The organism is Streptomyces sp. NPDC097129 (genome assembly GCF_055668065.1).
Genome location: NZ_JBVOQE010000003.1, coordinates 18,987 through 43,455, shown reverse-complemented (window position 1 = coordinate 43,455; position 24,469 = coordinate 18,987). Strand labels below are relative to the sequence as shown.

At 69.3% G+C, this 24,469-nt stretch carries 22 protein-coding genes and 1 pseudogene; 15 read left to right on the top strand and 8 right to left on the bottom strand.

Translation table 11 applies throughout. The features are described 5' to 3' along the window. Nucleotides 1-335: 335 nt before the first annotated feature. The 4 genes and pseudogenes from AC0B9F_RS10805 to AC0B9F_RS10790 form a co-directional block, all read left to right on the top strand. Nucleotides 336-581: a hypothetical protein gene (locus tag AC0B9F_RS10805; protein ID WP_472001002.1), complete on the top strand. Its 246-nt coding sequence runs from the start codon at nt 336-338 to the stop codon at nt 579-581. Between the two features lie 224 nt (nt 582-805). Next, complete coding sequence (locus tag AC0B9F_RS10800; protein ID WP_472001000.1) at nt 806-2,230, top strand: amidohydrolase family protein; 1,425 nt, start codon at nt 806-808, stop codon at nt 2,228-2,230. A 740-nt stretch (nt 2,231-2,970) separates the two neighbouring features. Further along, the gene (locus tag AC0B9F_RS10795; RefSeq protein WP_472000998.1) at nt 2,971-3,747 is read left to right on the top strand and encodes a dienelactone hydrolase family protein; all 777 of its coding nucleotides are present in this window, start codon (nt 2,971-2,973) and stop codon (nt 3,745-3,747) included. 204 nt (nt 3,748-3,951) lie between these two features. Further along, nucleotides 3,952-4,104: pseudogene (locus AC0B9F_RS10790) on the top strand (transposase); the annotation flags it as partial. A gap of 661 nt (nt 4,105-4,765) precedes the next feature. Here AC0B9F_RS10790 and AC0B9F_RS10785 read toward each other — a convergent pair. Both AC0B9F_RS10785 and AC0B9F_RS10780 read right to left on the bottom strand, forming a co-directional pair. Beyond that, complete coding sequence (locus AC0B9F_RS10785; protein WP_472000996.1) at nt 4,766-4,984, bottom strand: hypothetical protein; 219 nt, start codon at nt 4,982-4,984, stop codon at nt 4,766-4,768. A 341-nt stretch (nt 4,985-5,325) separates the two neighbouring features. Further along, a complete protein-coding gene (locus tag AC0B9F_RS10780; RefSeq protein ID WP_472000994.1) occupies nt 5,326-5,661 on the bottom strand; it encodes a carboxymuconolactone decarboxylase family protein in 336 nt (111 codons plus the stop codon). A 152-nt stretch (nt 5,662-5,813) separates the two neighbouring features. On the opposite strand from AC0B9F_RS10780, the gene AC0B9F_RS10775 reads away from it, so the two are divergent. From AC0B9F_RS10775 to AC0B9F_RS10760, 4 genes are read left to right on the top strand one after another with little or no spacing between them, the layout of a single operon-like run. After that, a complete protein-coding gene (locus tag AC0B9F_RS10775) occupies nt 5,814-6,707 on the top strand; it encodes a helix-turn-helix transcriptional regulator (protein WP_472000992.1) in 894 nt (297 codons plus the stop codon). A 2-nt stretch (nt 6,708-6,709) separates the two neighbouring features. Continuing rightward, nucleotides 6,710-7,696 (top strand): aldo/keto reductase, encoded by a 987-nt coding sequence (locus AC0B9F_RS10770; protein WP_472000990.1) that lies wholly within the window; start codon nt 6,710-6,712, stop codon nt 7,694-7,696. A 56-nt stretch (nt 7,697-7,752) separates the two neighbouring features. Next, complete coding sequence (locus AC0B9F_RS10765; protein WP_472000988.1) at nt 7,753-8,193, top strand: cupin domain-containing protein; 441 nt, start codon at nt 7,753-7,755, stop codon at nt 8,191-8,193. Further along, complete coding sequence (locus AC0B9F_RS10760; protein ID WP_472000986.1) at nt 8,190-9,047, top strand: aldo/keto reductase; 858 nt, start codon at nt 8,190-8,192, stop codon at nt 9,045-9,047. Before AC0B9F_RS10765 ends, AC0B9F_RS10760 begins: the two co-directional genes overlap by 4 nt. A 273-nt stretch (nt 9,048-9,320) precedes the next feature. Here the strand turns inward: AC0B9F_RS10760 and AC0B9F_RS10755 are convergent, their stop codons facing one another. Then, nucleotides 9,321-9,557 (bottom strand): hypothetical protein, encoded by a 237-nt coding sequence (locus tag AC0B9F_RS10755; RefSeq protein WP_472000984.1) that lies wholly within the window; start codon nt 9,555-9,557, stop codon nt 9,321-9,323. 46 nt (nt 9,558-9,603) lie between these two features. Next, nucleotides 9,604-9,744 carry a DUF6207 family protein gene (locus AC0B9F_RS10750; protein ID WP_472002105.1) on the bottom strand — a complete coding sequence of 47 codons (141 nt, stop codon included), beginning with the start codon at nt 9,742-9,744 and terminating at the stop codon, nt 9,604-9,606. 514 nt (nt 9,745-10,258) lie between these two features. Between AC0B9F_RS10750 and AC0B9F_RS10745 the strand changes: the two genes are divergently transcribed. The 5 genes from AC0B9F_RS10745 (at nt 10,259) to AC0B9F_RS10725 (ending at nt 14,364) form a co-directional block, all read left to right on the top strand. Continuing rightward, nucleotides 10,259-10,942, top strand: a complete 684-nt coding sequence (locus AC0B9F_RS10745; protein ID WP_472000982.1) for a hypothetical protein — start codon at nt 10,259-10,261, stop codon at nt 10,940-10,942. Nucleotides 10,943-11,293: 351 nt separating this feature from the next. Continuing rightward, entirely contained in the window at nt 11,294-11,596 is a 303-nt protein-coding gene (locus AC0B9F_RS10740; protein WP_472000980.1) for a hypothetical protein, read from the top strand. 337 nt (nt 11,597-11,933) lie between these two features. Beyond that, nucleotides 11,934-13,388, top strand: a complete 1,455-nt coding sequence (locus AC0B9F_RS10735; protein WP_472000979.1) for a PP2C family protein-serine/threonine phosphatase — start codon at nt 11,934-11,936, stop codon at nt 13,386-13,388. A 5-nt stretch (nt 13,389-13,393) separates the two neighbouring features. Further along, on the top strand, nt 13,394-13,759 hold the full coding sequence (locus tag AC0B9F_RS10730; RefSeq protein ID WP_472000976.1) for an STAS domain-containing protein: 366 nt from the start codon (nt 13,394-13,396) through the stop codon (nt 13,757-13,759). Between the two features lie 56 nt (nt 13,760-13,815). Further along, nucleotides 13,816-14,364 (top strand): hypothetical protein, encoded by a 549-nt coding sequence (locus AC0B9F_RS10725; RefSeq protein WP_472000974.1) that lies wholly within the window; start codon nt 13,816-13,818, stop codon nt 14,362-14,364. 96 nt (nt 14,365-14,460) lie between these two features. Here the strand turns inward: AC0B9F_RS10725 and AC0B9F_RS10720 are convergent, their stop codons facing one another. Then, complete coding sequence (locus AC0B9F_RS10720) at nt 14,461-14,682, bottom strand: hypothetical protein (RefSeq protein WP_472000971.1); 222 nt, start codon at nt 14,680-14,682, stop codon at nt 14,461-14,463. A gap of 219 nt (nt 14,683-14,901) precedes the next feature. Here AC0B9F_RS10720 and AC0B9F_RS10715 point away from each other — a divergent pair, with 219 nt between their 5' ends. Then, the gene (locus AC0B9F_RS10715) at nt 14,902-15,639 is read left to right on the top strand and encodes a dienelactone hydrolase family protein (protein ID WP_472000968.1); all 738 of its coding nucleotides are present in this window, start codon (nt 14,902-14,904) and stop codon (nt 15,637-15,639) included. Between the two features lie 176 nt (nt 15,640-15,815). Here AC0B9F_RS10715 and AC0B9F_RS10710 read toward each other — a convergent pair whose 3' ends face one another. Beyond that, complete coding sequence (locus tag AC0B9F_RS10710; protein WP_472000966.1) at nt 15,816-16,160, bottom strand: transposase; 345 nt, start codon at nt 16,158-16,160, stop codon at nt 15,816-15,818. 337 nt (nt 16,161-16,497) lie between these two features. Here AC0B9F_RS10710 and AC0B9F_RS10705 point away from each other — a divergent pair, with 337 nt between their 5' ends. After that, nucleotides 16,498-16,944 carry a DUF6228 family protein gene (locus AC0B9F_RS10705; RefSeq protein WP_472000964.1) on the top strand — a complete coding sequence of 149 codons (447 nt, stop codon included), beginning with the start codon at nt 16,498-16,500 and terminating at the stop codon, nt 16,942-16,944. A 167-nt stretch (nt 16,945-17,111) separates the two neighbouring features. Here the strand turns inward: AC0B9F_RS10705 and AC0B9F_RS10700 are convergent, their stop codons facing one another. Both AC0B9F_RS10700 and AC0B9F_RS10695 read right to left on the bottom strand, forming a co-directional pair. Next, entirely contained in the window at nt 17,112-17,513 is a 402-nt protein-coding gene (locus tag AC0B9F_RS10700; RefSeq protein ID WP_472000962.1) for an immunoglobulin domain-containing family protein, read from the bottom strand. A gap of 76 nt (nt 17,514-17,589) precedes the next feature. Beyond that, nucleotides 17,590-23,991, bottom strand: a complete 6,402-nt coding sequence (locus AC0B9F_RS10695) for a DNRLRE domain-containing protein (protein WP_472000960.1) — start codon at nt 23,989-23,991, stop codon at nt 17,590-17,592. Nucleotides 23,992-24,469: the final 478 nt, after the last annotated feature.

Here is a 24,469-nt window from a genome sequence, read left to right as displayed (position 1 = left end):
CAGCGCGGCGCCGGGCTCATCGACCGGCCACGACTCGTGCACTCTCGTAGGCGAGGGCTGATCAACCAGCCCACATACACGCCGCCGTCCGCGTCGGCCCCATCCTCGACTTCCACCTCCGCGCCACTTGCCAGAACACGATCCAGACCGGGCGTGAGCCAGGAAGACCAGCAGCGTCCAGCCCATTGCGCACCCGCGACGCGAGCGCCTCCTGGCGCTAGGACTCTTCAGCGCTCACCCTCTCGAACATCCGCTCCATTTACCTACCCCCCCCGAGGCTGGGCGAAGACGCCCACCCCGGGAGGAGTGGACTCTGCCGACAGGATTGACCAACGGTGTCGGGTGTCTTCTACCAGGTGCACGTCGACCTCCTCGGCGAAAGCAGGGTCAGCCCCCGCATGAACGAGTGGCCGCAGCCGGGACTGCGCGCCGTACGCGACCCGGAACGCCACATCGGACCGGGAACGGGCCAGATACCGCGGCCACCAGGAAGCCGGGACAGGCTGACACCGGCCACGGTCGACGCCGATCCGCGCCCCGGTGAAGTCGCCGGCGCTTCTCTGGTCGATCACGTGGAGTGATATGTGCCTGGCTTGATGCTGCCCAGCTCCGGGCTGGCGGCACACCACCAGGTTGCGTCGGCGTGGCGATGACGGATGTCCGCCATGTGATGAACGGTTGGCGCCGCGATGACGCGGAAATGCCTTTGGTGGCAGCGCAGTTGAAGCGAAGCCAGGCTCCTTGGTCGACGAGTGATCGTCTCTGTGTGTGGATGTCCGCCATTCCTGCCGGAAGGTGATACAGCATGCGCCCGATCCCTGACTACGCCACAACGTCGTCCTCCGCCATCCCCACCCGCCGAGGTGTCCTCGCCGGGCTCGGTCTGGCCGCGGCCGCCCCCTTACTCATCGGAAGCGACCGCCCGGCCAGGCCCCGCACCGACGGGCACGCACCGGTCACGCTGCTGCGCGGTGCGGCCATGGTGCTCACCATGGACAGCGCGCTCGGACGCGGCCCGCTCGGTGTCATCGAGAAAGCCGACGTCCTCATGCGTGACGGTGCCATCGTGTCGGTCGGAACGAGGCTCGCGGCACCGCAGGACGCCTACATCGTGGACGTGTCCGGCAAGCTGGTGATGCCGGGCTTCGTGGACATCCACACCCACCTGTGGCAGTGCTCGATCCGCGGTGGCTGTACCGGCGAGAACCTGTTCGGCTGGCTCGCCGACTGCAGTGCGGTAACGCTCCCCAAGATCCCGCCCGCTGACATCTACCGGTTCGTGCGGCTCGCCGCGCTCGACACTGTGCAGTCCGGCGTGACCACGCTGGTGGACTGGGTGGACACCATTCCTTACGACACGCGGGTGCAGTACGTACGGGCGCTCGACGAGACCGGGGTCCGTTTCCACTACGCGATGTTCGAGGCGGGTTCAGACAAATCGCTGATCGTCAAGTCCAAGAAGGAGCTTCTCGACCCGCTGCCGCTCGCCACCGCGCAGATCGCCACACACGCAACGCGGGCGACCCAGGCCCTCAACAAGGGGGACTGGGAGCTCGCCCAGGAGCTGGGCGTCATGCTCAACAGCCACGTCCTGGAACGTGGGGAGCAGCGCGCGGACGACCCGATCGGCACCCTCGTCGACATCGGGGCGTTCGGTCCTCACCTGTTGATGAACCACGCGATCCACCTCACCGACGACGAAATCGCCGCCGTCGCCGCGCACGATGTGCGCACCGCGCACTGCCCGATGAGCAACATGCGGCTGGCCTCGGGCATCATGCGTCTGCCCGACCTCCACAGGAGCGGCGTGAAGGTCGGCCTCGGGCAGGACGGGGGCACCAACGACACCTCAGACTTCTTCGCCACGATGAAGGCGGCGATGGGTCTCCAGCGGGCGAAGTCTGAGGACGCCTCCGTGTTCCCACAGGTGGCGGAGGTGCTGAGGCTCGCCACGCTCGGCGGCGCCGAGGCGATCGGCATGGCCGACCGGATCGGCTCGCTGACGCCCGGCAAACGGGCCGACGTCATCGTGATCAACCCCGAGACGCTCAACTTCGCTCCGCGCTTCGATTGGGTCGACCAGATCGTCTTCAACGGCCGGCCCGACAACGTCGACGCGGTCTACGTGGACGGGCGGCCGCTCAAGCGAGCCGGACGACTCCTCAACGTGGACGCCGAGTACATCGTCCGGGAGGCCGAGGCCGCGGTCCGCCGGCTGCGCCTCAGCTGACCTCGTCGAGCGCCCGGGAGACCCGGGTCACGACCTCGGCCTGCGCGGTGGCACTTGCCTCAAGCCCGGCGTGTCGGAAGTGGGCGATCCGCCCCGTCCGGCAAGGAGACCGACTTCGACTACGACAACAACGACAAGCGCACCAAGACCGTCTACCCCGGCGGCACCACCCAAGCGGTCAGCATCGACACGGACGGCCGCCCCTCCGCCGTCAAGACGACCTCGGACACTTCCACCCTGATCGACCTGGCCTACTCCTACGCAGCGGGCAAGGACACATCCAAAATCCGCCCCGCACCGACAACCGGGCGCCGTGCGTCTGCCGTGCCAGAAGGCGCCCTCCACTCCTGCGCATCAGGACGACCGGGTTGCCCGTAAGTGAGGATCTCCAGCAGCGCTGCGCATTCCGCGACGGCCTGGGCGGCGAGCGCCGCCCGCCGCACCCGCGCGGCCTGGACGGGAGCTGGCGACCTTCCCCTACCCGGAGCAGGCCTCCCGGCGGATCTGGGAGGGGCACTTCCCGCCCCCGTTCGACACTGCCTGGCGACGGGTGGCGACCGGGGACGGGGCGCCGGTGCTCGGCCTCGGCAGCCTCCCCGGGCAGCCCAAAGGCAGGCCAGAGGTGGGTACTTGTGCAGTCCATCGACATCACCCGTACGCGGACCCCGTGTCCATCGTCCGTAAACGGATGTGGCACAGTCGCCCCGACACGAGGAAATGAAGTACGAGGGGGATTCCACATGACGCACGACGACATCACCGCCGTAGAGGTCGAGATCGAGGTGGGCGGTGACGCTCCGATGACCGCGTACCTGGCGCGCCCCGCCGGTTCGGCCGGCCTTCCGGCCGTGCTGGTCGGCTCGGAACTGTGGGGTGTGACGGAGGACATCCGTACGGTGGTCCGGGAGGTGGCGGCGCTCGGCTACGTCGCGATCGCCCCGAACCTCTACCACCGGTCCGGTCCGCAGACCGCGGCGGGGCTGCCCGAGAGCGCCGCCAACCGGGAGCGCGCCTTCGACCTGCTCGGCCGCCTCACCAGGGACGGAGTGGAGGCGGATCTGCGGGCCGCGCTGGCCTACGTCCGGGAGCAGGCGGGCGCCACCGCGAAGGCCGGTGTGCTCGGCTTCAGCCTGGGCGGCCACATCGCCTACTTCGCCGCGAGCCGTCTCGACCTCGACGTGGCCGCGATCTACTACCCGGGCTGGCTGACCACCGCCGGCACCGGCCTGAGCCGTCCCGAGCCGTTGCTGGAGTCCACCGGCGCCATCGGCGAGCGCGACGTACGGGTACTGATGCTGTTCGCGGAACTCGACCACGTCATCGACGCGGAGCAGCGTGCGCGGATCGACGAGGCGCTCACCGCCGCCGGGGTCCGGCACGAGCAGGTCGTCTACCCGGGCGCGCAGCACGCGTTCTTCATCCCGGGACGCGAACCCTACGACAAGGCCGCCGCCGAGGACTCCTGGGCGCGGGTGCGCGAGCTGTTCGCCGCCGAGCTCGGCCGCCAGGAGGCGTAGCAGGAGGCCTAGTACTCCAGCAGCGGTTCGCTATCTGGACTCGTCAGAGGCTCGTCCGAAGTGTAGTTGGCTGGTGTCGGGCCGGGGCGGTCCTGCCGGATCGCCCCTCCAACGAGTGGATCGAGAACTGTCCGTGCTGCGAGCCGGGCAGCCTTCCAGCGTGATCGACGACCTTGCGGACCTGAGCTGGGGCCGGGAACTCAACGGACGGAGAACTCCCAGATCGGAGTGTTCCTCGCCTATGCGGGCGGTCGTGGCCGCACGTTGATCGACCGCCGCCTCTACCTGCCCACCTCCTGGACGGATGACCGGGACCGCTGCCGGGCCGCGGGCATCGACGACACGGTCGCCTTCGCCGCCGACGTCCTGGCGCTGCTGTGCGACCAGATCGGCGAGCCCCTCGAACACGGCCTCGCCGCCCGCCGCTACGCGATGTCCGCGCCAAAGACACGAGAGTGCATCAACTTCCCCCCACAGGAAACTGTCTGCCATCACGGCCGGCGGCACTACCTACGACCTGGTCCACGCCGGCACCGACAACTCGGAGCGCACCAAGCTGGGTTCGACGTGGTTCCACCACACCGCACTCGGTCTGGCCTCCACGACCACGCACGGCATGGACACTGGATTCATCCGCCCCCACCGCCCGAGGACACCGGCCGGACAGCGGGCCGCACCCGCCTGGGGGGCGGACGGGGCAGCCCGCCGCCTTGCTGCGCGTCGCGAGAGGGAGCCAGTGCGCTGCGGTGCGCGACCCGCAGACCTTCTTGCGGCCACTGATGCGCGCGGGTGCCCGTTGAGCCGGATCCATCCGCATTGACGGGACCGTCTGACCAGTCCTGCCTGGCCCGTACCTCGGCCCGCCGCCAGTGGCCCGCCGACATGACTCACATGGCAGGCGGATCAGACGAAGGACAAGTCCACACGACCGGCTCTCGCCCATCCTCAGGGCGCCACGGCCGGGCCGGCACCGCCTCCGGAACTGCATCGCTCATGAGCTTGATCTAGAAGCGCAGGATCAGGAGGCGGCCGAGACGTCGCGGGCGCGATAACCGGCTGCGTACAGCGCTGATGCGGCCGGCGTGCGCCGGCCATGCCAGTGGGGGTGGAAGAGCACCTCGCCCGACAGCTGGACGAGTCGTCTGCGCAGTACGGTGCGCGGCTGGGCCGCGAGCTGGCGGTAGGTGGCGTGCCACTCGTCAACCGCCCGGGCAAGGTCGTCGGGAATCGGCCGCATGACTCAATTCAATCATGTGTTCGATTTTCTTCGCTTGTGGACACCCGCCCGCGGTGCCCGAGGCGACCATCCTGTGGCTGAGCACTACATACCGGGACCGCCGGCGGCGTCTTCAACGCCAGCCGCCAGATCGGCGGCGCCCTGGCCGTCGCTGTCTTCGGCGCCCTGATCTCCGACACGCCCGGATCCCAGCACGGGCTGCGTATCAGTCTCGCTCTGGCCGCTGCCATCGCACTCCTGGCGGCCCTGGCCACCAGGAGCCTGGGAACCGCCCGAGGCGGTGAGTCGTGATGCCGTCGCCGACCATCCGGCCGACGCGGCAGCCGCGCCGGGGGGCATGCTCAGCCCTGCTCCTCGACGATGCTCTTCAGCACGCTCGTCGCTCCCATGCCGTTGGGCCAGCCGGAGTAGAACGCCAACTGAAGCAGGGCCTCCTGCAGCTCCTCGTCGGTGACGCCGTTCTGGCGGGCGAAGCCGAGGTGGAACTGCAACTGGTCCATCTTCCCGAGCGCGGTCAGCGCGGAAATGGTGACGAGGCTGCGGTCGCGCTTGGACAGGCCCTCGCGCTCCCACACCTCGTCGAAGAGGACCCGATCGGTGTAATGGACCATCCCCGGTGCGAAGTCGCCGAAGGCGTTCTTCCCGCCGGTCCAGCCAGTGTCCCTGGTCTCAGCCATGATCTCTCCCTGTCCGCGCCGACGTCCGTCGAGCGCTCTCTCCACGTGCAATGCCAATGACATCGCCGCACGTGCCGAGCGAGGGAGTCCCCGGTGAGGGGCGTACTGGCAGGGCATCCCTCACAGCGGCTTCGCGCTTTAGCGTGGAAGCCATGGACGCCAGGAACGAAGCACGGGAGTTCCTCATGTCCCGTCGAGCGAACCTCACTCCCGAGCAGGCCGGAGTACCGGTCTCCGGTCACCGGAGAGTGGCGGGCCTGCGCCGCGGCGAGGTCGCGATGCTCGCGGACGTGAGCCCCGAGTACTACGCCAAGATCGAGCGCGGCCACCTGGCCGGTGTCTCCGACGCCGTCCTGGAGTCGCTCGCCCGGGCGCTGCGGCTGGACGACGCCGAGCGCGAGCACCTCTTCGACCTCGCCCGGGCGGCCAATGGAGCGGCCCGCCCCGTGCGCAGGCGGAGGTCGAAGAAGTGGGCGCCCAGGGACAGCCTGACCCGTGCGCTGGACGCCATCGCCTTCGGGCCCGCTTTCGTGCGCAACGGCCGGATGGACATCCTCGCCACCAACGCCCTCGGGCGCGCCTTCTACGACGAGGTGTTCGACGGTCCCGGGCAGGGAAACCTGGCGCGCTACTGCTTCCTCGACGAACGGGCCCGGGCGTTCTACCCCCACTGGGAGGCGGCAGCGGACATCACCGTGTCGATCCTGCGCACCGAAGCCGGCCGCGACCCCCGGGACAAGCAGCTGCACGACCTCATCGGCGAGCTGTCTACGTGCAGCGAGGCGTTCCGCACCCGGTGGGGAGCACACAATGTGCGCCGCCACGGATCGGGCACCAAGGAGTTCCGCCACCACGAGGTCGGCGACCTCACGCTGACCTACGAGGGGATGGAGCTCACCGCCGAGCCCGGCCTGTCCTTCCTCATCTACACGGCCGAGCCCGGCTCGCCCAGCCAGGAGCGCCTGCAGCTGCTCGCGAGCCTCGCCGCGACGTCCACCAAGGAACTGTCCCGCGGCGGCCACCCGACCACGATCCAAGAGGGCTGACCATGCACACCAGAACACTCGGGCACGGCCTGCACGTGTCCGCGATCGGGCTCGGCGCGATGGGCATGTCCCAGGGCTACGGCCCCAACCCCGGCAGCCGCGACGACATGATCGCCGTGCTGCGCTCCGCCGTCGACGAGGGCGTGACCTTCTTCGACACCGCCGAGGTCTACGGGCCCTACGTGAACGAGGACCTGGTCGGCGAGGCGCTCGAGCCGATCCGCGACCAGGTCGTGATCGCCACCAAGTTCGGATGGGACATCCAGGACGGCCGGAGCGTCGGCCTCGACAGCCGCCCGGAGCAGATCCGCCGCGTCGCGGAGGCGTCCCTGAGGCGGCTGCGCACCGACGCGATCGACCTGTTCTACCAGCACCGCGTCGACCCCGGCGTGCCGATCGAGGACGTCGCGGGCACGGTCGGCGAGCTGATCGCCGAGGGGAAGGTCAGGCACTTCGGGCTCTCCGAGGCCTCGGCCGCCACCATCCGCGCCGCACACGCCGTCCACCCCGTCACCGCGGTCCAGAGTGAGTACTCGCTGTGGACACGCGATCCCGAGGCCGAGGTACTGCCCACGCTCGCCGAGCTCGGCATCGGCTTCGTACCGTTCAGCCCCCTCGGCAAGGGCTTCCTCACCGGCACCGTCGACACGTCCACGGCCTTCAGCGACGGCGACATCCGCAACCGGGTCCCGCGCTTCGAGGCGGAGAACCTGGCCGCGAACCAGGCGCTCGTCACCCACGTCCGCCGGCTCGCCGAGGCGAAGGGCGCGACGCCGGGCCAGATCGCCCTGGCCTGGCTGCTCGCGCAGCAGCCGTGGATCGTGCCGATCCCGGGCACCCGCCGCACGGCACGCATCCAGGAGAACAACGCCGCGACGGCCCTCCCGCTGTCCGCGGACGAGGTCGCCGACCTCGACGGCCTCGCCCAACGGGTCGGCGTCAGCGGCGACCGCTACAACGCCGAGCACATGGGCTACGTCAACCGCTAGAGCGGGACGCGCCCCAACAGCTGGGCCAAGCCGCACCAGAAAGAAAGCACGAGGACATGACGGCCAACGGATCAGAATTCGACCAGATCTTCCCGCTCGGTGAGAAGAACGACGCCTACGCCCAGTACTTCACCGGCCAGAGCTACCTGGCTCCGCTCGCCTCGGGAAGCGTTCCCGTCAGCAACGTCTCCTTCGAGCCGGGCTGCCGTAACAACTGGCACATCCATCACGGCACGGACGGCGGCGGTGACCAGATCCTGCTGTGCACGGCGGGCAGCGGCTGGTACCAGGCCGAGGGCGAGGACCCCATCAGCATGGAGCCCGGCACGGTGGTCCGTGTCCCGGCGGGCACGAAGCACTGGCACGGCGCGAAGGCCGACTCGTGGTTCTCCCACGTCGCTTTCATCACTCCTGGCGAAGGCGTCAGCAACGAATGGCTCGAGTCCGTCACCGACGAGGCGTACGGCGAGCTGCCGAGGAACGGAGCGAACGCATGACCATCCTGGACGAGACCTACACGCTGGCAGGCGGCGTCGAGATCCCCAAGCTGGGGCTCGGCACCTGGTTCATCGACGACGACCAGGCGGCCGAGGCGGTCCGCGCGGCCGTGGAGATCGGCTACCGCAACATCGACACCGCCCAGGCCTACGGCAACGAGCGCGGCGTCGGCGAGGGCGTGCGCACCGCCGGCGTGCCCCGCGACGAACTGTTCGTCTCGACGAAACTCGCAGCCGAGATCAAGGACTACGACCAGGCGGTCGCTTCGATCGACGAGTCACTTCAGAAACTCGGTCTCGAATACATCGACCTCATGCTCATCCACAGCCCGCAGCCGTGGGACGACTTCCGTGGCGGCGACTACGCCGAGGGCAACCGCGCAGCATGGCGCGCGCTCGAAGAGGCACATCACGCCGGCAAGATCCGCTCCATCGGAGTGTCCAACTTCCAGCAGCAGGACCTGGAGAACCTCCTCCAAAGCGCGGCCGTCGTGCCGCACGTGAACCAGCTACTCGTCCACGCCGGCAACACCCCATCGGAGCTCTTGGACTACTGCGAGGCCAAGCAGATCCTCGTCGAGGCGTACTCCCCGATCGCACACGGAGCGATCCTGGAGAACGCCGAGGTCAAGGCGATGGCGGAGAAGTACGGCGTGACCGTCCCGCAGCTGTGCATCCGCTACACCCTGCAGCTCGGCACGGTCTCGCTGCCCAAGACGGCGAACCCCGAGCACATGCGCTCCAACGCCGAGGTCGACTTCGAGATCTCCGGTGACGACATGGACGCCCTGCGGAGCCTGCACGACGTGGACTACGGCGAACACAGCGCATTCCCCGTCTACAGCGGCAAGTGACACCGGACGAGCCGCCGCACGACGGTCGACGGCGAGGTGCATGTGCGCGCCGACAACGACTCCCGATCGCGCTGACTCGGGTCGGCCCACGAGCGCCTCGACGCGGACGACCATCCCGCCCCGCCGCACCATAGACACCCACTGTGTGCAGTTGACTTGGCGAGCGATGCCAAGCCAACTGCACAGTCACAGATGACCGTCCGACTTACCGCCCGCTCGAGTGGAGCCACTGCCGCTTCCCGGGCGCGTCGGCTACCGGGGCCGCTACGAAGATCACGACCAATCGGCGATCTTCGAGAGGACCCCCCGCTCGTGCGCTTCACCCGTATCGCCGCCGATGCCGCAGCCCTCACCACCCTGCTGCTCCCCGCCACCGCCCAGGCCGCTCCGGCCGGCGCCGCCGTGCGTGATCCGGGGCAGACGCTCACCGCGCCCGTGCGCGATGTCCTGGCCCCGCTGCCCATCGCCGTGGAGGACCGCACCGGCTACCAGCGCGACGCCTTCAAACACTGGGTGGACGCCGACAAGGACGGCTGCAACACCCGCGCCGAGGTCCTCAATAGGCGCACAAAGCAGCGCAGCCGTACGCCCGGCTCGCCTGGTTTCGCGAGTCCGTACGGTCCGCCGGCGCGATGGCGCAGCACGCGCCGAGCAACGCCTGGACGGCGAAGGCGGTCGTATCATCGGCGGCCGCCACCTCCACTACGGCCAGGCCCGGAACTGCCGCGTGTGCGTCATGGATCTTCCTCACGCACGGCGGGACGCGCCCAGGCTGCAGTAGTTGTGCCAGGGTGCTTCTTCACCCGACTGATCCCGAGGCGGTCGCCGTACGGCGCCGAGGGCGGCCCCCTGTGTCAGAGGGCGTCCTCGGCGTCTGCACACCGTCGATGTGGACATCGTCCTCGCGGAAGGTCACGTCCAGTGGAGAGCTCGGGGCACCGGTCGGAGCATCGCGGCCTGGTGGTTGGGCAGCGCGCGGTGGGCCGCTCCGTCGAACGCTCAGCAGCTGTCCACCGTGGAAGTGCACTGTGACAACGCCGTGCCCGGCGCTCCCAGCCAGGTCGGCTGCGTCAACCTGCAGGCGGTGCCCGTGCTCAGCTACAGCCTCACGGGGCCGTGGCCGGGGGTCGCACAGCACATCAAGGACACCCAGGCCACGGGGCTCCCGGGAAGGTACGGCACGACGAAGCCGAGACGGGAGGAATAGCACCGTGAATGAGCCCATCCGCAGGGGGAGCGCTGTGGTAGGCGCTGAATACCACCTCTTCGCGGTCCGGGATCTGGAAGGGCCCGTGGCCGACGATTTGGACGCAGCCCGCACCGGCCTGGTATCCGCCGCGGGCGGTGCCATCGAGGTGATCACGGGTATCCACTCGGGCGGCGTCCAGGTCACCGTCGAGCCACATGCCGAGCAGCCCGAGTCTGCCTCCGGCTGGGAGGAGATCGCGGAGATCTCCTGTCACTCCCCTTCCGGGCAACTCCTCGTGGCGTCCTTCATGGACGATCCTGCCGATCTGCCCTCCCTGGCTTCCCAGGGGCCGGGCGATTACCGGCTGCGTGTCCACGCGCGCGGCAGGGATAACGCCGTCGACCTGACCATGGTCGACGAGGTCGTCGAGGCCTACCTGATCCAGAGCTGGCCGGCCACACACCAGGACGCCCGGCTGCTGAAGGCAACTGACGCCTACGGCACCCAGGTACGGGCCCAGCAGGGCGACGACACCATCGTCATCGACCACGAGGACAGAAACCCAGACGGGCCGGGAGCGCGACATCCTGCGCCGGGCCGCACGCGGCGATTACTCCTGACCGGCCATACCGAGGCTTCGGTGGGGCGGCCTTATATAGCCGCCTTACCGAAGCCTTTCGCCGTGCTGCTGAACTTGGATAGGTGAGGTCGGGGCCGGCTGCCCTGCGGGAGTTGCCCGCCTCGCGGGCCTGTGGGTATTGCTGGTATCGGGGCCGTCTGGTGTTTCAGCACTCGCTGCCTCCCTCCCCAGCGACACCACCGGCTCCGCCTGGCATCGCCTTCGCGGAGCGGAGTTCGTGCTGCCGTGCTGCAGCTTCCTCTCGCCTCGGTGCGCGGGCGTACGCCGAGATTGAGCAGCACGGCAGGTTGCCATCCGCGGGTGGAGGAGTGCTCGGGGTGGGCCCGGTGTCTCGCGCACGCCCTGGGCAGGTCGTCCGTGCTGCGGCACACTCCGACTCCCGCTCGCTTGGGCGGGGTGAAGGGTTCGGGAGGGGTTATGGACACTCGGAAGAGTTCTCGCCTGCTTGCCGCGCTGGTGGTGGGAGTGGCCGCCGTCGTGACGCCGCTGACGGTCGCCGCGACTCCCGCGGCGGCGGCGGTGAGTGGTTGCACCAAGGGATACAACAATGCCAACACGGCGTGGGGACACTGTTCCTCGGGCTCTGGACACTGGACGTTGACGGTTCAGTGCTACTACTGGGCGGCACACACGTCGGACGGCTACGGGCCCGGATCCATCTACTCCAGCTGCCCGGCACAGTCGCACATCACCAACATCATCCTGTCCATCGACCAGTAGGGGCGGACGGCCCACGCCCGTCTTCGGACGCAGGCATGTATGTCGCAGACCTGACAGTCGGCCGGGGCGCCACGTCAAAGAGGCCCTGGCCGACCGGTGTGCAGGAACTACCGCTACTCCACGGTGATGGGCCTTCCCTTCCGACGCAGGTGTTGGCCCGACAAGGGCCGCCAGTTGAGCCGCTGGGGTCCTGATCACGCGGCGTGGTCCCGTGACGTGCGGTGATGATCCTTTGAGGTGTCCGGCCTTCGATGGCACTCGCCCCACCGTTGCGTTTAGGCTTCCGCTGGTCCGCGCCGCGCCCGGTGGCCGCGGAGCGCAAGGAGGTGGAAGGCCGATGCCCGAGCAGGCTTCGGCATCCGAGGACGGCGTTGTCGGCAAGCGCCTGCATCTGGTGCCCGACGAGGAGGTCGAGGCCGGCCGGATGGAGGCGGTGCGCCGCTACGACATTCTCGACACCCCGCCCGACGGGGCATTCGACCGCGTCGCCGCGCTGGCGGCCCGCCTGTTCGACGTTCCGGTGGCGACGGTGACGATCGTGGACGAGGACCGGATCTGGTTCAAGGCCGCGCACGGCCTGGACGGGGTCAGCGAGATCGGCCGCGATCCGGGCCTGTGCGGTTCGGCCGTGCTGCGCGACGATGCCCTGGTGATCCCCGACACCCTGCTCGACGACATCGCTCGCGGCAACCCGCTGGTCACCGGACCGCTCGGCGTGCGGTTCTATGCCGCCGCGCCGATCACGACCGCGGACGGGCACAAGCTGGGCACCCTCAACATCCTGGACGTCAAGCCCCGCTCCATCACGTCAGCGGACACCGCCACCTTGACCGACCTGGCGGCGATCGTGATGGACGAAATGGAGCTGCGCCTGTCGGCGCTGCGCACGGTGCGTCAGGAGCAGCGGGCCGCCGAAGCTGAGCGGTCCGCCCGCGAGCAGGCGGAGAAGGACAAGGCGGCGATCGCTTCCTTCGCGTCCACCCTGCAGCGCACCCTGCTGCCGCCGGTGCTGCCGGCGGTGCCCGGCCTGGAACTGGCCTGCCACTACCACACCGCGTCCGTGCACGACGTGGGCGGCGACTTCTACGACGTCTTCGCCCTGTCCGAGGGGAAGTGGGCGTTCTTCCTCGGTGACGTGTGCGGCAAGGGCCCGGAAGCCGCCACCATCACCTCCCTGGCCCGCCACACCCTGCGGGCCGCCGCCCAGCACACGGACGATCCCGTCGCGGTGCTGGAAGCGCTCAACACCGCCCTGCTGGCCGACGTGTGGGCGGGCAGCCGGTTCTGCACGGCCGTCTTCGCCACCCTCACCCCCGACCCGTCCGGGGGTTTCACCGTGGAACTGGCCACCGGAGGGCACCCCCCGGCCTACCTCCTGAAGGCCGCCCCGCCCGAAACCGGCGCCGGCACGCAGGTCGAAGCGGTCCGGCCCGCCGGCGGCATGCTCATCGGCGCCTTCCCCGGCGCCCACTTCACCTCCACCGCCCTCCACCTCGCCCCCGGTCAGGCCCTGCTGCTCTACACCGACGGCCTGACCGAGGCACACACCAGCACCGGCGTCATGCTCGGTGAAGAGGGCCTGACGGCCTTCCTCACCGCTCGCCGCGGCGCCTGCGGGGCAGCACAGTTGGTGAAGGACACCGTTGCTCTGCTCGAAGCCCTGCCCGAGGGCGCAAGTGACGACGTTGCCCTGCTGGCCCTGTCCGTTCCCACCCCCGACCAGGCCGCCGCCACGACGGGGGCCGGATCCACCGCACACACCACCGCCGCGCCCGCCGGCGAGGAGCACTGACCGCCGTGACCGACATCGAGCTGACACTGACCGCCACCCCCGGTCCCGCAGCGGTCGCCACCGTCACCGGCGAGATCGACCTGCACACCGCGCCGTCCCTGCGTACCCGCGCGCTGGAGCTGATCGCCCAGGGCCACCGCAACTTGGTCCTGGACCTGTCCGAGGTCGGCTTTTGCGACTCCGCCGGCCTCGGCGCACTGATCGGCATCTGGCACGGCGCCCAGGGCGCCGGCGGCTCTCTGGCCTTGGCCGCTGTCCCGGACCGGCTGATGCGCATGCTGTCCCTCACCGGAGCAGACAGCCTTCTGCCCCACTACCCGACCACCGCCGACGCGCTCACCGCGCACCAGCCCGCCCCCGACGCAGCCTGAACCGCCTCCGCTCAGCGGGCCAACGAGGGCGGGCCGGCGGGGAGGATGATGGGGGTATGGCGGTTCAGTTGCGCTGTGACGATGCGCTGCTCCTCCTCGGCGGCGAGCAGATCGCTGTGGCCGTCGACCTGGGGCTGTTCCTGCCGGAAACCGGAGTGTGGGGCGGCGTCCTACGCGGCCTTTCCCAGGATCTGGCGGCCGCCGTGAAGAGGGCCGATGAGGCGCGCCTGCGCCTGTGCACGGCCAGGAGCGCCGTATCCGTCCGCTGGCGGCCTTCGATGACGCGTCGTCCGTGCCGTTCCTCGGTGAAGGGGCTGCCCCCTTCTGATGAGGGGTCTGCGGTCCGACAGGAGGTGGAGCGGGTGGTTCCTCCCGCCGGCTGCCGCCGTGGGGACCGCCGACGGCGGCGGCCGGGGAACGGTGCGCAGGGCTACTGCCCCCGCTGTGACAAGGCCTTCCACGGCACCCCGTGCCGGAGCTGCGGAGGCTTTCTCATCGAAGGCTCCTACGGTTTTTCCGGCGCCCGCTACGCGAGGCTTCCGGACACGGTGAAGTGCCAAGGCTGCGGTCACTCCAACCCGCTCCGGGACCCCGGCCCGGAATAGCGGGTTGAGGAACATCGGAACGAAAACCGGCGCTAAGGAGCTGTCAGCCCGGCGCGACCACGGGCCCGGCTGCGGAGAGCCGCACCCTCAGCAGGACTACGCGGGTGCCGGCGCCGAATCCGGGCGCAGCGCCGCGAGCGGAGAGCGCCGGCCTTTCTCCACCGCGCGCAGCTGCTCCCGGTCGACCTCGGGGTGGGCGGGGACGACCGCGTCGACGGAGGCCGTGGTGTAGAGCCCGACGTCGACGGCCCCGGCCCGGCTGGTGCCGAGGCGGACCTCGATCGACTGCGGTGAGCGGACCCATTCGAGCCGGACCATGTGGTCGAAGTCGGCACGGTGCCAAGCCGATGGGTTCGCGGATTCTCGGGGTGCAATCGCGGGGAACCGGAGGGGGACGGGGCGCCAGCTGACGGAGTAGCCGACGGTTGCGGTGTGACCTGATGGCTCGGCCCCGCATTTCAGAGGGACACGCGCGCTGTTCTGCCAGCGGCAGAACACCGGCCGGGCCGGGCTCGACGATCACTACAGTCCAGTCCCATGACGACGATTACGACGCGTACGGTCGAGTATCCGGCCGACGGTTTGACGATGATCGGGCATCTCGCGCTCCCGGCCGGTATCGACCGCCGGCCCGCGGTGCTGCTCGGTCCAGAGGGCACGGGGCTCAGCGACGTCGAGCGCCGCCGGGCCGATGCGCTCGCCGAGCTGGGATATGTAGCGCTGGCCTTCGACCTTCACGGCGGGCGCTATTTGGGTGCCCCCGAGGAGATGCTGGCCCGTTGCATGCCGCTGCTCGCTGATCCCGACCGGATGCGGGGCATCGGCCATGCGGCGCTCGACGTGTTGCGCACCGAACCGCGGACCGACCCCGACCGGATCGCGGCCGTCGGCTACGGAACCGGGGGCGCCATCGGGCTGGAACTCGGGCGTGATGGTGTCAGCCTGCGCGCGATCGGGACAGTCAACGCACTGACCACGGGCCGACCGGGCGAGGCGGCGCGCATTCGCTGCCCGGTGTGGGCCGGGGTCGGGTCGGAAGATCCGATCATGCCGCCCGCGCAACGGGACGCGTTCACCGCTGAGATGCAGGCCGCGGGCGTCGACTGGCGCCTCACGGTCTACGGCGGCGCCTTGCACGCCTTCCACCACCCGCCGGTCGACCACACCGTGCGCCCCGGCGTCGGCTACCACCCACAGCACGCGCAACGCGCCTGGCGCGACGTCGTCGACCTGCTCGCCGAGTGCTTGCCCGTGACGGAGGATCTGGGGGCATGACCCAGGTCAGCATGCTGGCGCCAGGCCTGGTCGGCGTCGGGCACTGACAGTCCCCTCCCCTCAAATCCGCACAGCAGAACCACATTCGGGCGGATACTCGATCGCGGAGACGTTCACGACTGCCGCAGTAAGACGTGGTCTCACGTGGTGATCTTGGCAAATCGCACCTTCCAGCGCTAGCGCCCCAGGCGTTCGCTCGATTCGATGCCGCGTCGCGCGATCTTGGGAGTGATGTTCCGATTCCGCAGCCAACGGCGGAGTTCGGGGTAGTCGTACCACTTGTACGCGCGAAGCTTGTTGGGCTTTCGGCGCCGGGGTCCGCGACGCGAGCGCACGGCGGGGATTGCCTTGAGCAGGGGCTTGAGGGCAAGGCTGTCGTGGGTGTTGGCGGCAGAGACCGCAGTGACCAGCGGCAGCCCCTGGGCGTCGGTCAGGACGTGAAGCTTGGCGCCGGGTTTGCCCCGGTCCACCGGGTTCGGCCCGATGAGCTGGCCCCCTTTTTCGCTCGGAGACGCCGCCACAATCCGGATCTTGTCCAGGCGGCGAACCGGCGGTGCGCGGTGGCCGGGCTAACGCCGAAGCAAGGTGGCAACCGGCGCCAACGCACGACGTGGTCAGCGCGTACACGATCGCGGTGAACACCTTCCGGTCCGCCACCGGCGCCGTCCCACCACCCTGTCGACGGGGCCGGAACGCTGGTATCAGCGGCGCGGCCATCTCCCACAGTCCGTCAGGAACCAAGTCGCGCTCAAGATCCAGAGCCACGGTTGACGATCATGTCCCAGAGAAGCTCACTCCGCTGGCCGCCCACCAGAAAACGACGTTGGACCACCCGGCCTGGCCTTCTAACCTGCTCACGTGATCGACTACGACGAATCCGGCAGTCCCACGGTCCGCGTGGGAGACCCCGGACCTCGCCCCGTCCACCTGCACTTCTCCGAGCCAACGCGCCCGTACGACGACGAACCGACGCTCGACTTCCTCGTGAAGGCACGCGGTCAGTGGGTGAGTGTCGAGACCTCGGTACGGACTTGGGACGGCGACGACCTAAACAGCTTCCTCTCCTCACTGGCCGAGGACTTCCGGGGTTGGGAGGGAGCGCGCACCTGGCACTCGTTGGAATACGACCTGACGATCTCGGCGGAGCACCGATCGGGCGGCCACGTCTACCTGACCTGGGGCATTCACGACCGGCCCCCGTTCGAGGAGTGGCACTTCGAGACCACCACGGTGCACGCGGCCGGTGAGGAGATGGCAGACCTTGCCGCCGAGGTACTCACCTTTCTCACGAGCGTGACGACGTAGCCGGAGCCCCCTTCCCGCGCTGGCCACCACCACGTGAGACCACGTCCAAAAGGGCACAAGAAGAGGCGCCCGACCTTGGCTGTTGCCCTGTCAGGCGCCTTGCGCTCCCCCCCCCGCAGCCCTGTGGCGGGCTGCCGGCTCGCGGCCGGCGGCCCGCCACGGTGTGGCTAGCAGGAAGCGTGATCGTTGTCGACGGCGTCGAGTTCCACGGTCATGCTGCCCTGGTGCAGCAGCAAGAGCGAATCACTCGCCCAGGTTCCGAAGGACTTGTGCAGTTCGACGGTGAATGAGCGGTCGGGTTGAGGGTTGATCCTGGTTGTCCAGCCTGCGCCGCGGGCGATCGCCGCGATGCTCTGGACGCTCTCGGTGTCAGCCTTCGCAGGGAAATCCTCCGAGTAGGCCGGTGGGAGTTCCATCGTGCAGTTCCAGCGAGTGACCGGATTGTTTGGCTGTCCCAGTTGTGCTCGGAAGGCCTTCAGGACCGGATCCTTTCTGAGTACGGCGATCCGGGCTTTGACCTGGGCGTCCGGTTGAGAGCGGTACCACTCGGCGATGGCCAGTGCGGCCACCAGGAGCAGGATGCAGATGACTGCCTGCAGGCGACGCGATCGAGGCCAGAGCCGTCTCGGCAGCCGCACTGCGCCATCATCCATAGCACACCCTCGCCTGGTAACCGACATAACGCGGCACATAGGCGTCCCCGTAGCAGGCCTCCAGCCACGACCACCAGACAACGGTCCGGGCGAATGCCCGACCGCCGCGCGAATAGTGGTAGTAGTGCATGACTTCGCCGACTTCGATGCCGATGTTGTTGTTGTGCAGCGCCATATATTTGGAATCGTTGCCGGAGAAGTCCTCATGGCGCTGCCCCGCGGCGCGTGCGGTTCCCGCCCCCACATCGTAGGAGAGCAGTGCCATCCACAGGATGTGCTGGAAGGCATCGCCGTAGCTGCGACCGTTCACACTGCCGAAGAGGTACGAGGCCTCGGAGCGCGCGGCGTAGGCGTCCGCTGCGATGTAGGAGCAGATCCGCCAGTGCCAGGGCCAGTAGCACCAGTGCCGCTCGGCCGAAGTGCTCTGGGCGATGTTGCCGTCGTCGTACCGGCCGCTGAGGTCGGTGCAGTTGATCGGGTCGCCGGAGCAGTAGACATAGTCGTTGGCGCCGCCGCCCGGTACGGGGTCGACCGACATGAAGCGCCCGAGTGCCGGGTTGTAGAGCCGCGCGCCCATCAGCACGTCCTCGGTGGGGGTCTCGCTGGAGACCTCCTTGCTGCCGAGCCAGTCGTAGCGGGTGCTGGGGGTGGTGGCGATCGGGTTGCCGTACTCGTCGGTGGCCGTCACGGTCACCGAAGCGCCCGCGTCGTTGATCGGCAGGGACATGGTGATGTCCCCGTGCAGATCGCTGAGGTGCAGGGTGATGTCACCGTTCGACGAGGAGTAGCTGGCACCCAGATCCCCGGTGATGTCGGCGATCTGGCGGGTGTAGGCGCCTGATGCGGTGTTCTCGACGGTCCAGGAGGGAGCGCTGGAGGAGCCGTCGTAGTGGTTGGTCCTCGACGCGGTCTGCGTCCAGGTGCCGGTGGCGTCGGACTCGGTGGTGTAGGCCCGGATGCGGCCTGTCGGGTCGGTCAGCCAGGTGGACCTGCCGGTGCCCTTGGTCTGCTGGTAGACGAGGTCGTTGACGTAGTAGGCGGTGGTGGTGCCGCCTGGTTCGGCCGTGGTGCGGCCGAAGGCGTCGTAGGTGTATCCGCTGGTGACCAGCCGGTCCGCGCTGTCGTAGCTGTAGGTGGTCGCCGTGCCGCCGCTGGTGGGGCAACTGGGGGTGGAGCCGTCGAGGGTGGTCGTGCCCAGGGCGGTGGTCAGTGAGGTGCGGTTGGAGTCGGCGTCGAAGGCGTAGGTCCGCTGCGTGCAGGTCTTCGCCTGGCCCTGGATCGCCGTCTCGGCCACCGAGGTGAGCCGCCCGGCCGCGTCGTAGCCGTAGCTGTCGTCGACACCGAGCCCGCCCGAGGTGGACAGTGCGTGGCCGGCCTGCTGCCCGCTCGCGGAGAACGTCGCCTGGTCGCTGACCAGCACGTTGCCCGACGAGTCGGTGTAGCTGCGAGCGGTGGTGCGGCCGGTGGTGTCCAGGGTCTGCTGCATGGCGACCGAGCCGGGCATGGCCTCGGTGGTCAGGTTGCCGTCGGCGTCGTAGCCGGCGGTGAAGGTGCCGGCGTTGGAGTCGGTCTGGGAGGTGAGCAGGCCGCGCGGGTCCTGCGCGGTGTCGTAGGTGTAGGTGGTCGTGGACGGGGCGGAGTCGGTCGCCTTGGTGGGCCGGTCCAGTGCGTCGTACTGGGTGGCCGCGGTGTTGCCGTCGGCGTCGGTCGAGCTCATCAGACGGCCGAGCTGGTCGTAGGCCTGGCTGACGCTGCGTCCGTCGGTGCCGTTGGTCGACGACTCCTGGCCGCTGCCCGGGTCGTAGTGAGTGGTGGTGGTCTGCGCCGCTTGGCCGACCCCGCCGGTGATCGTCACCTGGACCGGGCGGTCGGCGCTGTCGTGCGAGGTGGTGGTGGTCCGGGTGACCCCGTTCGCGGTCTCGGTGACGGTGGCGACCGTTCCGTACATGTCGTAGGTGGTCGTGGAGGTCACCCGCTGGGCCGGGTTGGAGCCACCGCCGGTGATGTTCGCGGCCGGCCCGGTCTGGCAGACCAGGTCCGCCCATTCCGGGTGCCCGCCGCAGGGAGCCGGGCCGGTGGCCGTGTAGTAGCTGGTCGTGGTCGTTCCGGCGTCCGAACCGCTGGAGGCGGGCAGGGACGTCGAGGTCGTCGACCCCTGGCTGTTGTACGCCTTGGTCGTGGTGATGGCCAGACCGTTCGGGTCGGTGACCGACCTGACCGGCTTGCCGAGGGCCCAGTCGTAGGAGGTCTTCACGGTGCGGGTGTCGGCGTCCGAGGCGTATCCCGGGATGCTGATGCCGGTGACCGTCGTGGTGATCTCGTCGGCGACGTTGGCGCTGCCGTCGGTGGGCCGGCCCTCGTCGAAGGTGTTGTGGATGTGGGCCCGTGCCGCCACCACGGTGCCCGCGGCGAGCGCGGCGGACGATCCGGAAGCCGCGACCGCGTGCTGCAGGGTGACCTGGTGGGTCGGCCCGTAGGTGTCGGTCTCGTCGAGGCCGCTCGCGTCGTAGACGTACTGGGTGGAGAGGGCTGTCGCGCGCTGGGCGGTGGTCATCGAGGACAGGCCCAGGGTGACCAGCTCGGAGTTGGAGCTTGCCGCGAGGGCCAGTTCGCGGTTGGACGCGGACAGTTCACGGACGGTCTTGCCGTCCGAGTCGTGCTCGGTGGTGATGATGTGGCCGCCCGGCGCGGCGGTGTTGACCTCACGCCCCGAGACGTCGAGGTAGTGCACGGTGGCCCGGCTGTAGTCGCCGGTGGCCAGGTTTCCCGCTCCGGTATGGGACGCCGGGGTCTGGTCGGGCGGGAAGATCGCGGTCGCGTCGGTGGGCACGTCGCTCTGCGCCCATGCCGCCACGTCCGAGGTCCCCATGGCGTCGGGGCTGCCTGCGCCGGTGGTCAGCGGCACGTCGTACACCAGGTTCGTGGTGGCGGTGCCGTTGGTGGTCGACGCGGTGCCGGGGGCGAGGGTCGGCCGGGAGGCGGAGAGCAGCCGGCCGGCGTTGCTGTCGCCGTCGGTGCCCGCGGTTCCATACGCGAACGTCCACGGAAGCCGGCCGGGCGGCGTCAGCGTGGTGACCCGACCGGTGGTGTCGTAGGAGTAGGAGGTGACCAGGTGGGGGCTGATCCGGGGGTCCCAGACCTGGCGCAGCATACCGCTCGAGTCGTATGCGTACTGGGCCACGACCGTGGAGGTCTCGGTGCCGTCGGCCGGGTCGGTGGCCCACAGCACGATATGGTCGACCTGGCCCGAGTAGGCGCCGAAGGTGCCGTCGGTCGTGCCGGTGGCCGTGGTGGCCGACGCGTAGTCGACTTCCAGCACACGGCAGCCGGCAGCGGGGGTGGCCGGGGTGAGGCACGAGGCGTTCAGGTCGGAGGCCGCGGAGGTGGGTGCGGCGATCCGGGCCGGCCGCATCAGGGTGGCGCCGCCCTGGGTCACGGCGTCGAAGCGGTACAGGCTGGCGTTGCCCGAGCCGGTCGGCGTGGTCGTGGCCACCGTCCACACCCCGGCCGTACTGGCTGACTTGGCGAACACCGTCACGGTGCCGTTGTCGTCGGTGAGGGTGTACTTGTCCGCCGAGCTGTTGTAGCTGAGGGCGTACGACTCCCGGCCGGGCTCAGGCGTCCAGGATCCGTCGCTGTTCTTGGTGAAGGCCACCTCGCTGCCGTCCGCCAGCACGAGCTGGACGGCGGTGGAGGTCACCGGGCGGATCTCGGTGTAGGCCGTTGCCGCGTTGGCGGAGACGTCCCCCATGGTCCACTGCGGTCCGAACGGGGCGGCCAGTCCGGTCAGCGATCCGTTGGAAGGGTTCCGGGAGGAGCTGCTTCGGCCGATCGAGATGCCGAACGCCGATGCGTCGGTGGCCGACAGCGAGTAGTCGCCCGTCGACAGGTTCACCGTCCCGGGGCCGACCTGAGAGGTCGCCGACTGCGAGGACAGCCGGTCCAGGGTGAAGGTGACCGCCGAGGAGTCATAGGTGCCGGAACCGGTGGCGAACGCGCCACGGACCTGCACGGACCCGTCGTCGCCCAGGGTGGAGGCGACATCCCACAGCAGGGACGGAGAGGCCCCGCTCACCATGTTGACCGGCCAGGCGGACACGGGGTTTCCGCCGTTGGTCACCTTCGCGACCGGGACCGTGGTCCATGCATCGGTGGCCGAGCGCCGGTACTGGAAGGTCACCGACTGCGCGGTGCTGGGGCCGGCCGCGGCCAGGGTGACCCGCTTGTCGGTACGGGTGCCCTCCTCAGGCGCGGTCACGGCTCCCGCGCCCGCGTTGAACTGGTAGGTCGTCGAGGAGGAGAGGTTGCCCGCCAGGTCCCGGGTGGCGACGGTGAGGGTGTGCGAACCGTCGGTCGGCGGGGTGACCGACACCGTCACCGCGCTGCCGGTGGTCGCGGTGGTCGTCGGCATGTTCGCGTCCAACTGCCAGACCACGCCGGAGGTGTCGGTGCCGGAGGCGGGCGGAGTGATGGTGAAGTTGCCGGCCTGACCGGCCCCGTTCGCCCATGCTCCGGAGGGGTAGTCGGTCGAGGAGACCGTCGGCGCACCCGGCTTGGTGGTGTCGACGGTGAAGACCAGGCCGCTCGGCACGGTCTGCCGGGCCCACAGCGAGCCGTCGTATCCCCACGGCCAGGCCTTGTAGGTGTGGCCGTCGACCAGCTTGCCGGCGGGCACGGTGGCGCTGGAGATGCCGCCCGAGTCCGTCCAGGAGCCGTTGAGGTTCGCGATGACCTGAGTGTTGCCGCCGCCCGTGGTGTCGTAGACGTTCCACTGGGACATGACGTTGCCGCCGTCGGCGTCCGTCACCGTGGCCTGCAGCTGCGGGGTGGTGGTATTGCTGTAGAGGGTGGTGGTGGATCCGGAGACCGCGGAGACACCGGGTGCCGCCGTCGGCGCGGAGGCCATCGGGTACGAGTTGTACGTCACCGACAGATACGGCACGTTGCTGGGCGCGTTGGCCGAGTAGAACCGCTTCCAGCTGTTGGAGTCGGTCTCGTTGGTCGCCCGGACACCCATGTTGGAGTAGCTGTAGCCATGGTCACCCGCGTACTGCAGCAGCGTGGTGGGATCGATCGACACCCAGCCGGCCGGTATGGAACCTCCGCAGGAGGACGGGTATCCCTTGGTCTGGGTGGTGGTGGCGTACTTTGTCGTCCACGCCGGCTGGTTCGACCAGAGTGTGCCGGAATTGGCGGCGCCGGTCTGCCACAACTCCCAGGAGTTCTGCACACAGCTGCCGGACCAGTACTCGTACAGGTTCAGCGACGAGGACAGGATCTTGGTGTTGTCCAGCTGGGAGACCGGGAACTGCAGGAAGGAGCGGGCGACATCGGTTCCCGCGTCGTAGGTGCCCAGCTTCAGGTCGGTCGACAGGTACTCGGCCGTGGCGTCGGTGTTCTCCACGAACGTGTCCAGCACGGTGGACAGGGTCGCGGAGGGGTCGACGGTGACCGGGTACCGGGTCGCGGGGTCGGCCAGGAACTTCGCGTCCGGGGTGAGGGTGAGATCCACCGTGTCGCCGGACTGCTTCATCGACATGGACACCCGCATGCGATGGGTGTGTTCCAGAGACTTGGCGTCGACCTTGGCGTCCCACATCGCCGGTGCGGGGATGTGTCCGGCGATCTTCCCGGCCTCGTTGGTGAAAGTGATCGATCCGTCCCTCGCCTGCTTGGCGGTCAGTCCTTCGGCGGAGACCGGGATGGTGACCGAATAACCGGCCGCCGGACGGGACTTCAGGACGACGTTCTCCTCGAAACCCGTCCGCGTCGCCTGGACGGTCACGTCCGCGCCCGGTGTGACGTCGGAGTACCGGGCGGTGTCGCCGTGCAGGGAGGGCTTGGGCAACGTGCCCTTCCAGCCCACGGCGACCCTGTGCCTGCCCGTGCCCTGTACGGCGAGAACGGCGTCCTTGCCGCCGTCCGCCAGTCGCAGACCGTCCGGCTGCGCCATGGGGGCGATCGTGCCGTCAGCGGCCGCCTGGAGCGTGGTGTTCACGTCGACCCACGCCTTGTTCCGCTTGAACCGGACCGGCGCGGCATAGGAGTTGGTGGTCAGCGAACCGTTGGGGTTGGCCCAGGTCGTCGTCTGGGCGGTCAACTCGTCCAGGATCTCGACTTTGCGCTTGCGCAGTCGCGCGGTGGCGATCGCCGAGGCGACGTCGGAAGCGGTGAGCGGGCCGTTGGCCTTTGCCCCCGTTTTCCCCGGCGGGATGTGCTTCTGCGCTGATTGCTGCCATCTGAGGTTGTCCGCGACTGCCTGTCCTGTCCCGCTCACCGTGGCCGCGGCCTGGGCGGTGAGGGAGAGGACCAGCGTGCCTATGACGCGCAGACTCCAGCGCCGGGACAGCAATCTGGGTGGTCTTCGCCGGGGAACTCCAAGCCGACTGCGCATGGAAGACGTCTCCTTTGGGCCTCGACGACTCCATGTCGCCTGAGTTCGAGGAGAGGTATATCTGGCCATGATCAGTTAGGACTAGCCCAAAATCGACATGATCCGTTCCGGTTCTGATAAAGACTTGGTTCCCTCGGAGGCCATCTCATGTGGGGTGTTCGACAGGCTCCCGGTGTGGGGATCGTTGAGCGGCTGGTGCCGGATGAGCTGTGGGGGGGTTGTTCCAGCGAGTGGGGCCGGAGGCGCCGAGTCGGCCTCAGGGAGGTGGCCGGCGCCGGCACGGTGACCGGGAGGTGCTGGCTGCGACCTGGGTGCCTTGTGCGACCCAGGAAGCCGCCCTCGGCAACTTCCGCCCGCGCCGAGGCCTTCCAGGGGTGCTTGTCGCGCCCGAGCGGGTAGGCGCCGCACGCTGTCCCCGGGGCGGGCGGCACAGCCCGCACGACGACCGCTACGTCGCCGGCACGTGCCGCCTCGCCGC

Coding starts and splice junctions, on each gene's coding strand:
- AC0B9F_RS10720 (WP_472000971.1), bottom strand. CDS start 14,682: ATGGTCCGGCTCGAATGGGTCCGCTCACCGCAGTCGATCGAGGTCCGC.
- AC0B9F_RS10735 (WP_472000979.1), top strand. CDS start 11,934: ATGCCCGAGCAGGCTTCGGCATCCGAGGACGGCGTTGTCGGCAAGCGC.
- AC0B9F_RS10760 (WP_472000986.1), top strand. CDS start 8,190: ATGACCATCCTGGACGAGACCTACACGCTGGCAGGCGGCGTCGAGATC.
- AC0B9F_RS10775 (WP_472000992.1), top strand. CDS start 5,814: ATGGACGCCAGGAACGAAGCACGGGAGTTCCTCATGTCCCGTCGAGCG.
- AC0B9F_RS10725 (WP_472000974.1), top strand. CDS start 13,816: ATGGCGGTTCAGTTGCGCTGTGACGATGCGCTGCTCCTCCTCGGCGGC.
- AC0B9F_RS10740 (WP_472000980.1), top strand. CDS start 11,294: ATGGACACTCGGAAGAGTTCTCGCCTGCTTGCCGCGCTGGTGGTGGGA.
- AC0B9F_RS10785 (WP_472000996.1), bottom strand. CDS start 4,984: ATGCGGCCGATTCCCGACGACCTTGCCCGGGCGGTTGACGAGTGGCAC.
- AC0B9F_RS10715 (WP_472000968.1), top strand. CDS start 14,902: ATGACGACGATTACGACGCGTACGGTCGAGTATCCGGCCGACGGTTTG.
- AC0B9F_RS10695 (WP_472000960.1), bottom strand. CDS start 23,991: ATGCGCAGTCGGCTTGGAGTTCCCCGGCGAAGACCACCCAGATTGCTG.
- AC0B9F_RS10780 (WP_472000994.1), bottom strand. CDS start 5,661: ATGGCTGAGACCAGGGACACTGGCTGGACCGGCGGGAAGAACGCCTTC.
- AC0B9F_RS10770 (WP_472000990.1), top strand. CDS start 6,710: ATGCACACCAGAACACTCGGGCACGGCCTGCACGTGTCCGCGATCGGG.
- AC0B9F_RS10800 (WP_472001000.1), top strand. CDS start 806: ATGCGCCCGATCCCTGACTACGCCACAACGTCGTCCTCCGCCATCCCC.
- AC0B9F_RS10765 (WP_472000988.1), top strand. CDS start 7,753: ATGACGGCCAACGGATCAGAATTCGACCAGATCTTCCCGCTCGGTGAG.
- AC0B9F_RS10795 (WP_472000998.1), top strand. CDS start 2,971: ATGACGCACGACGACATCACCGCCGTAGAGGTCGAGATCGAGGTGGGC.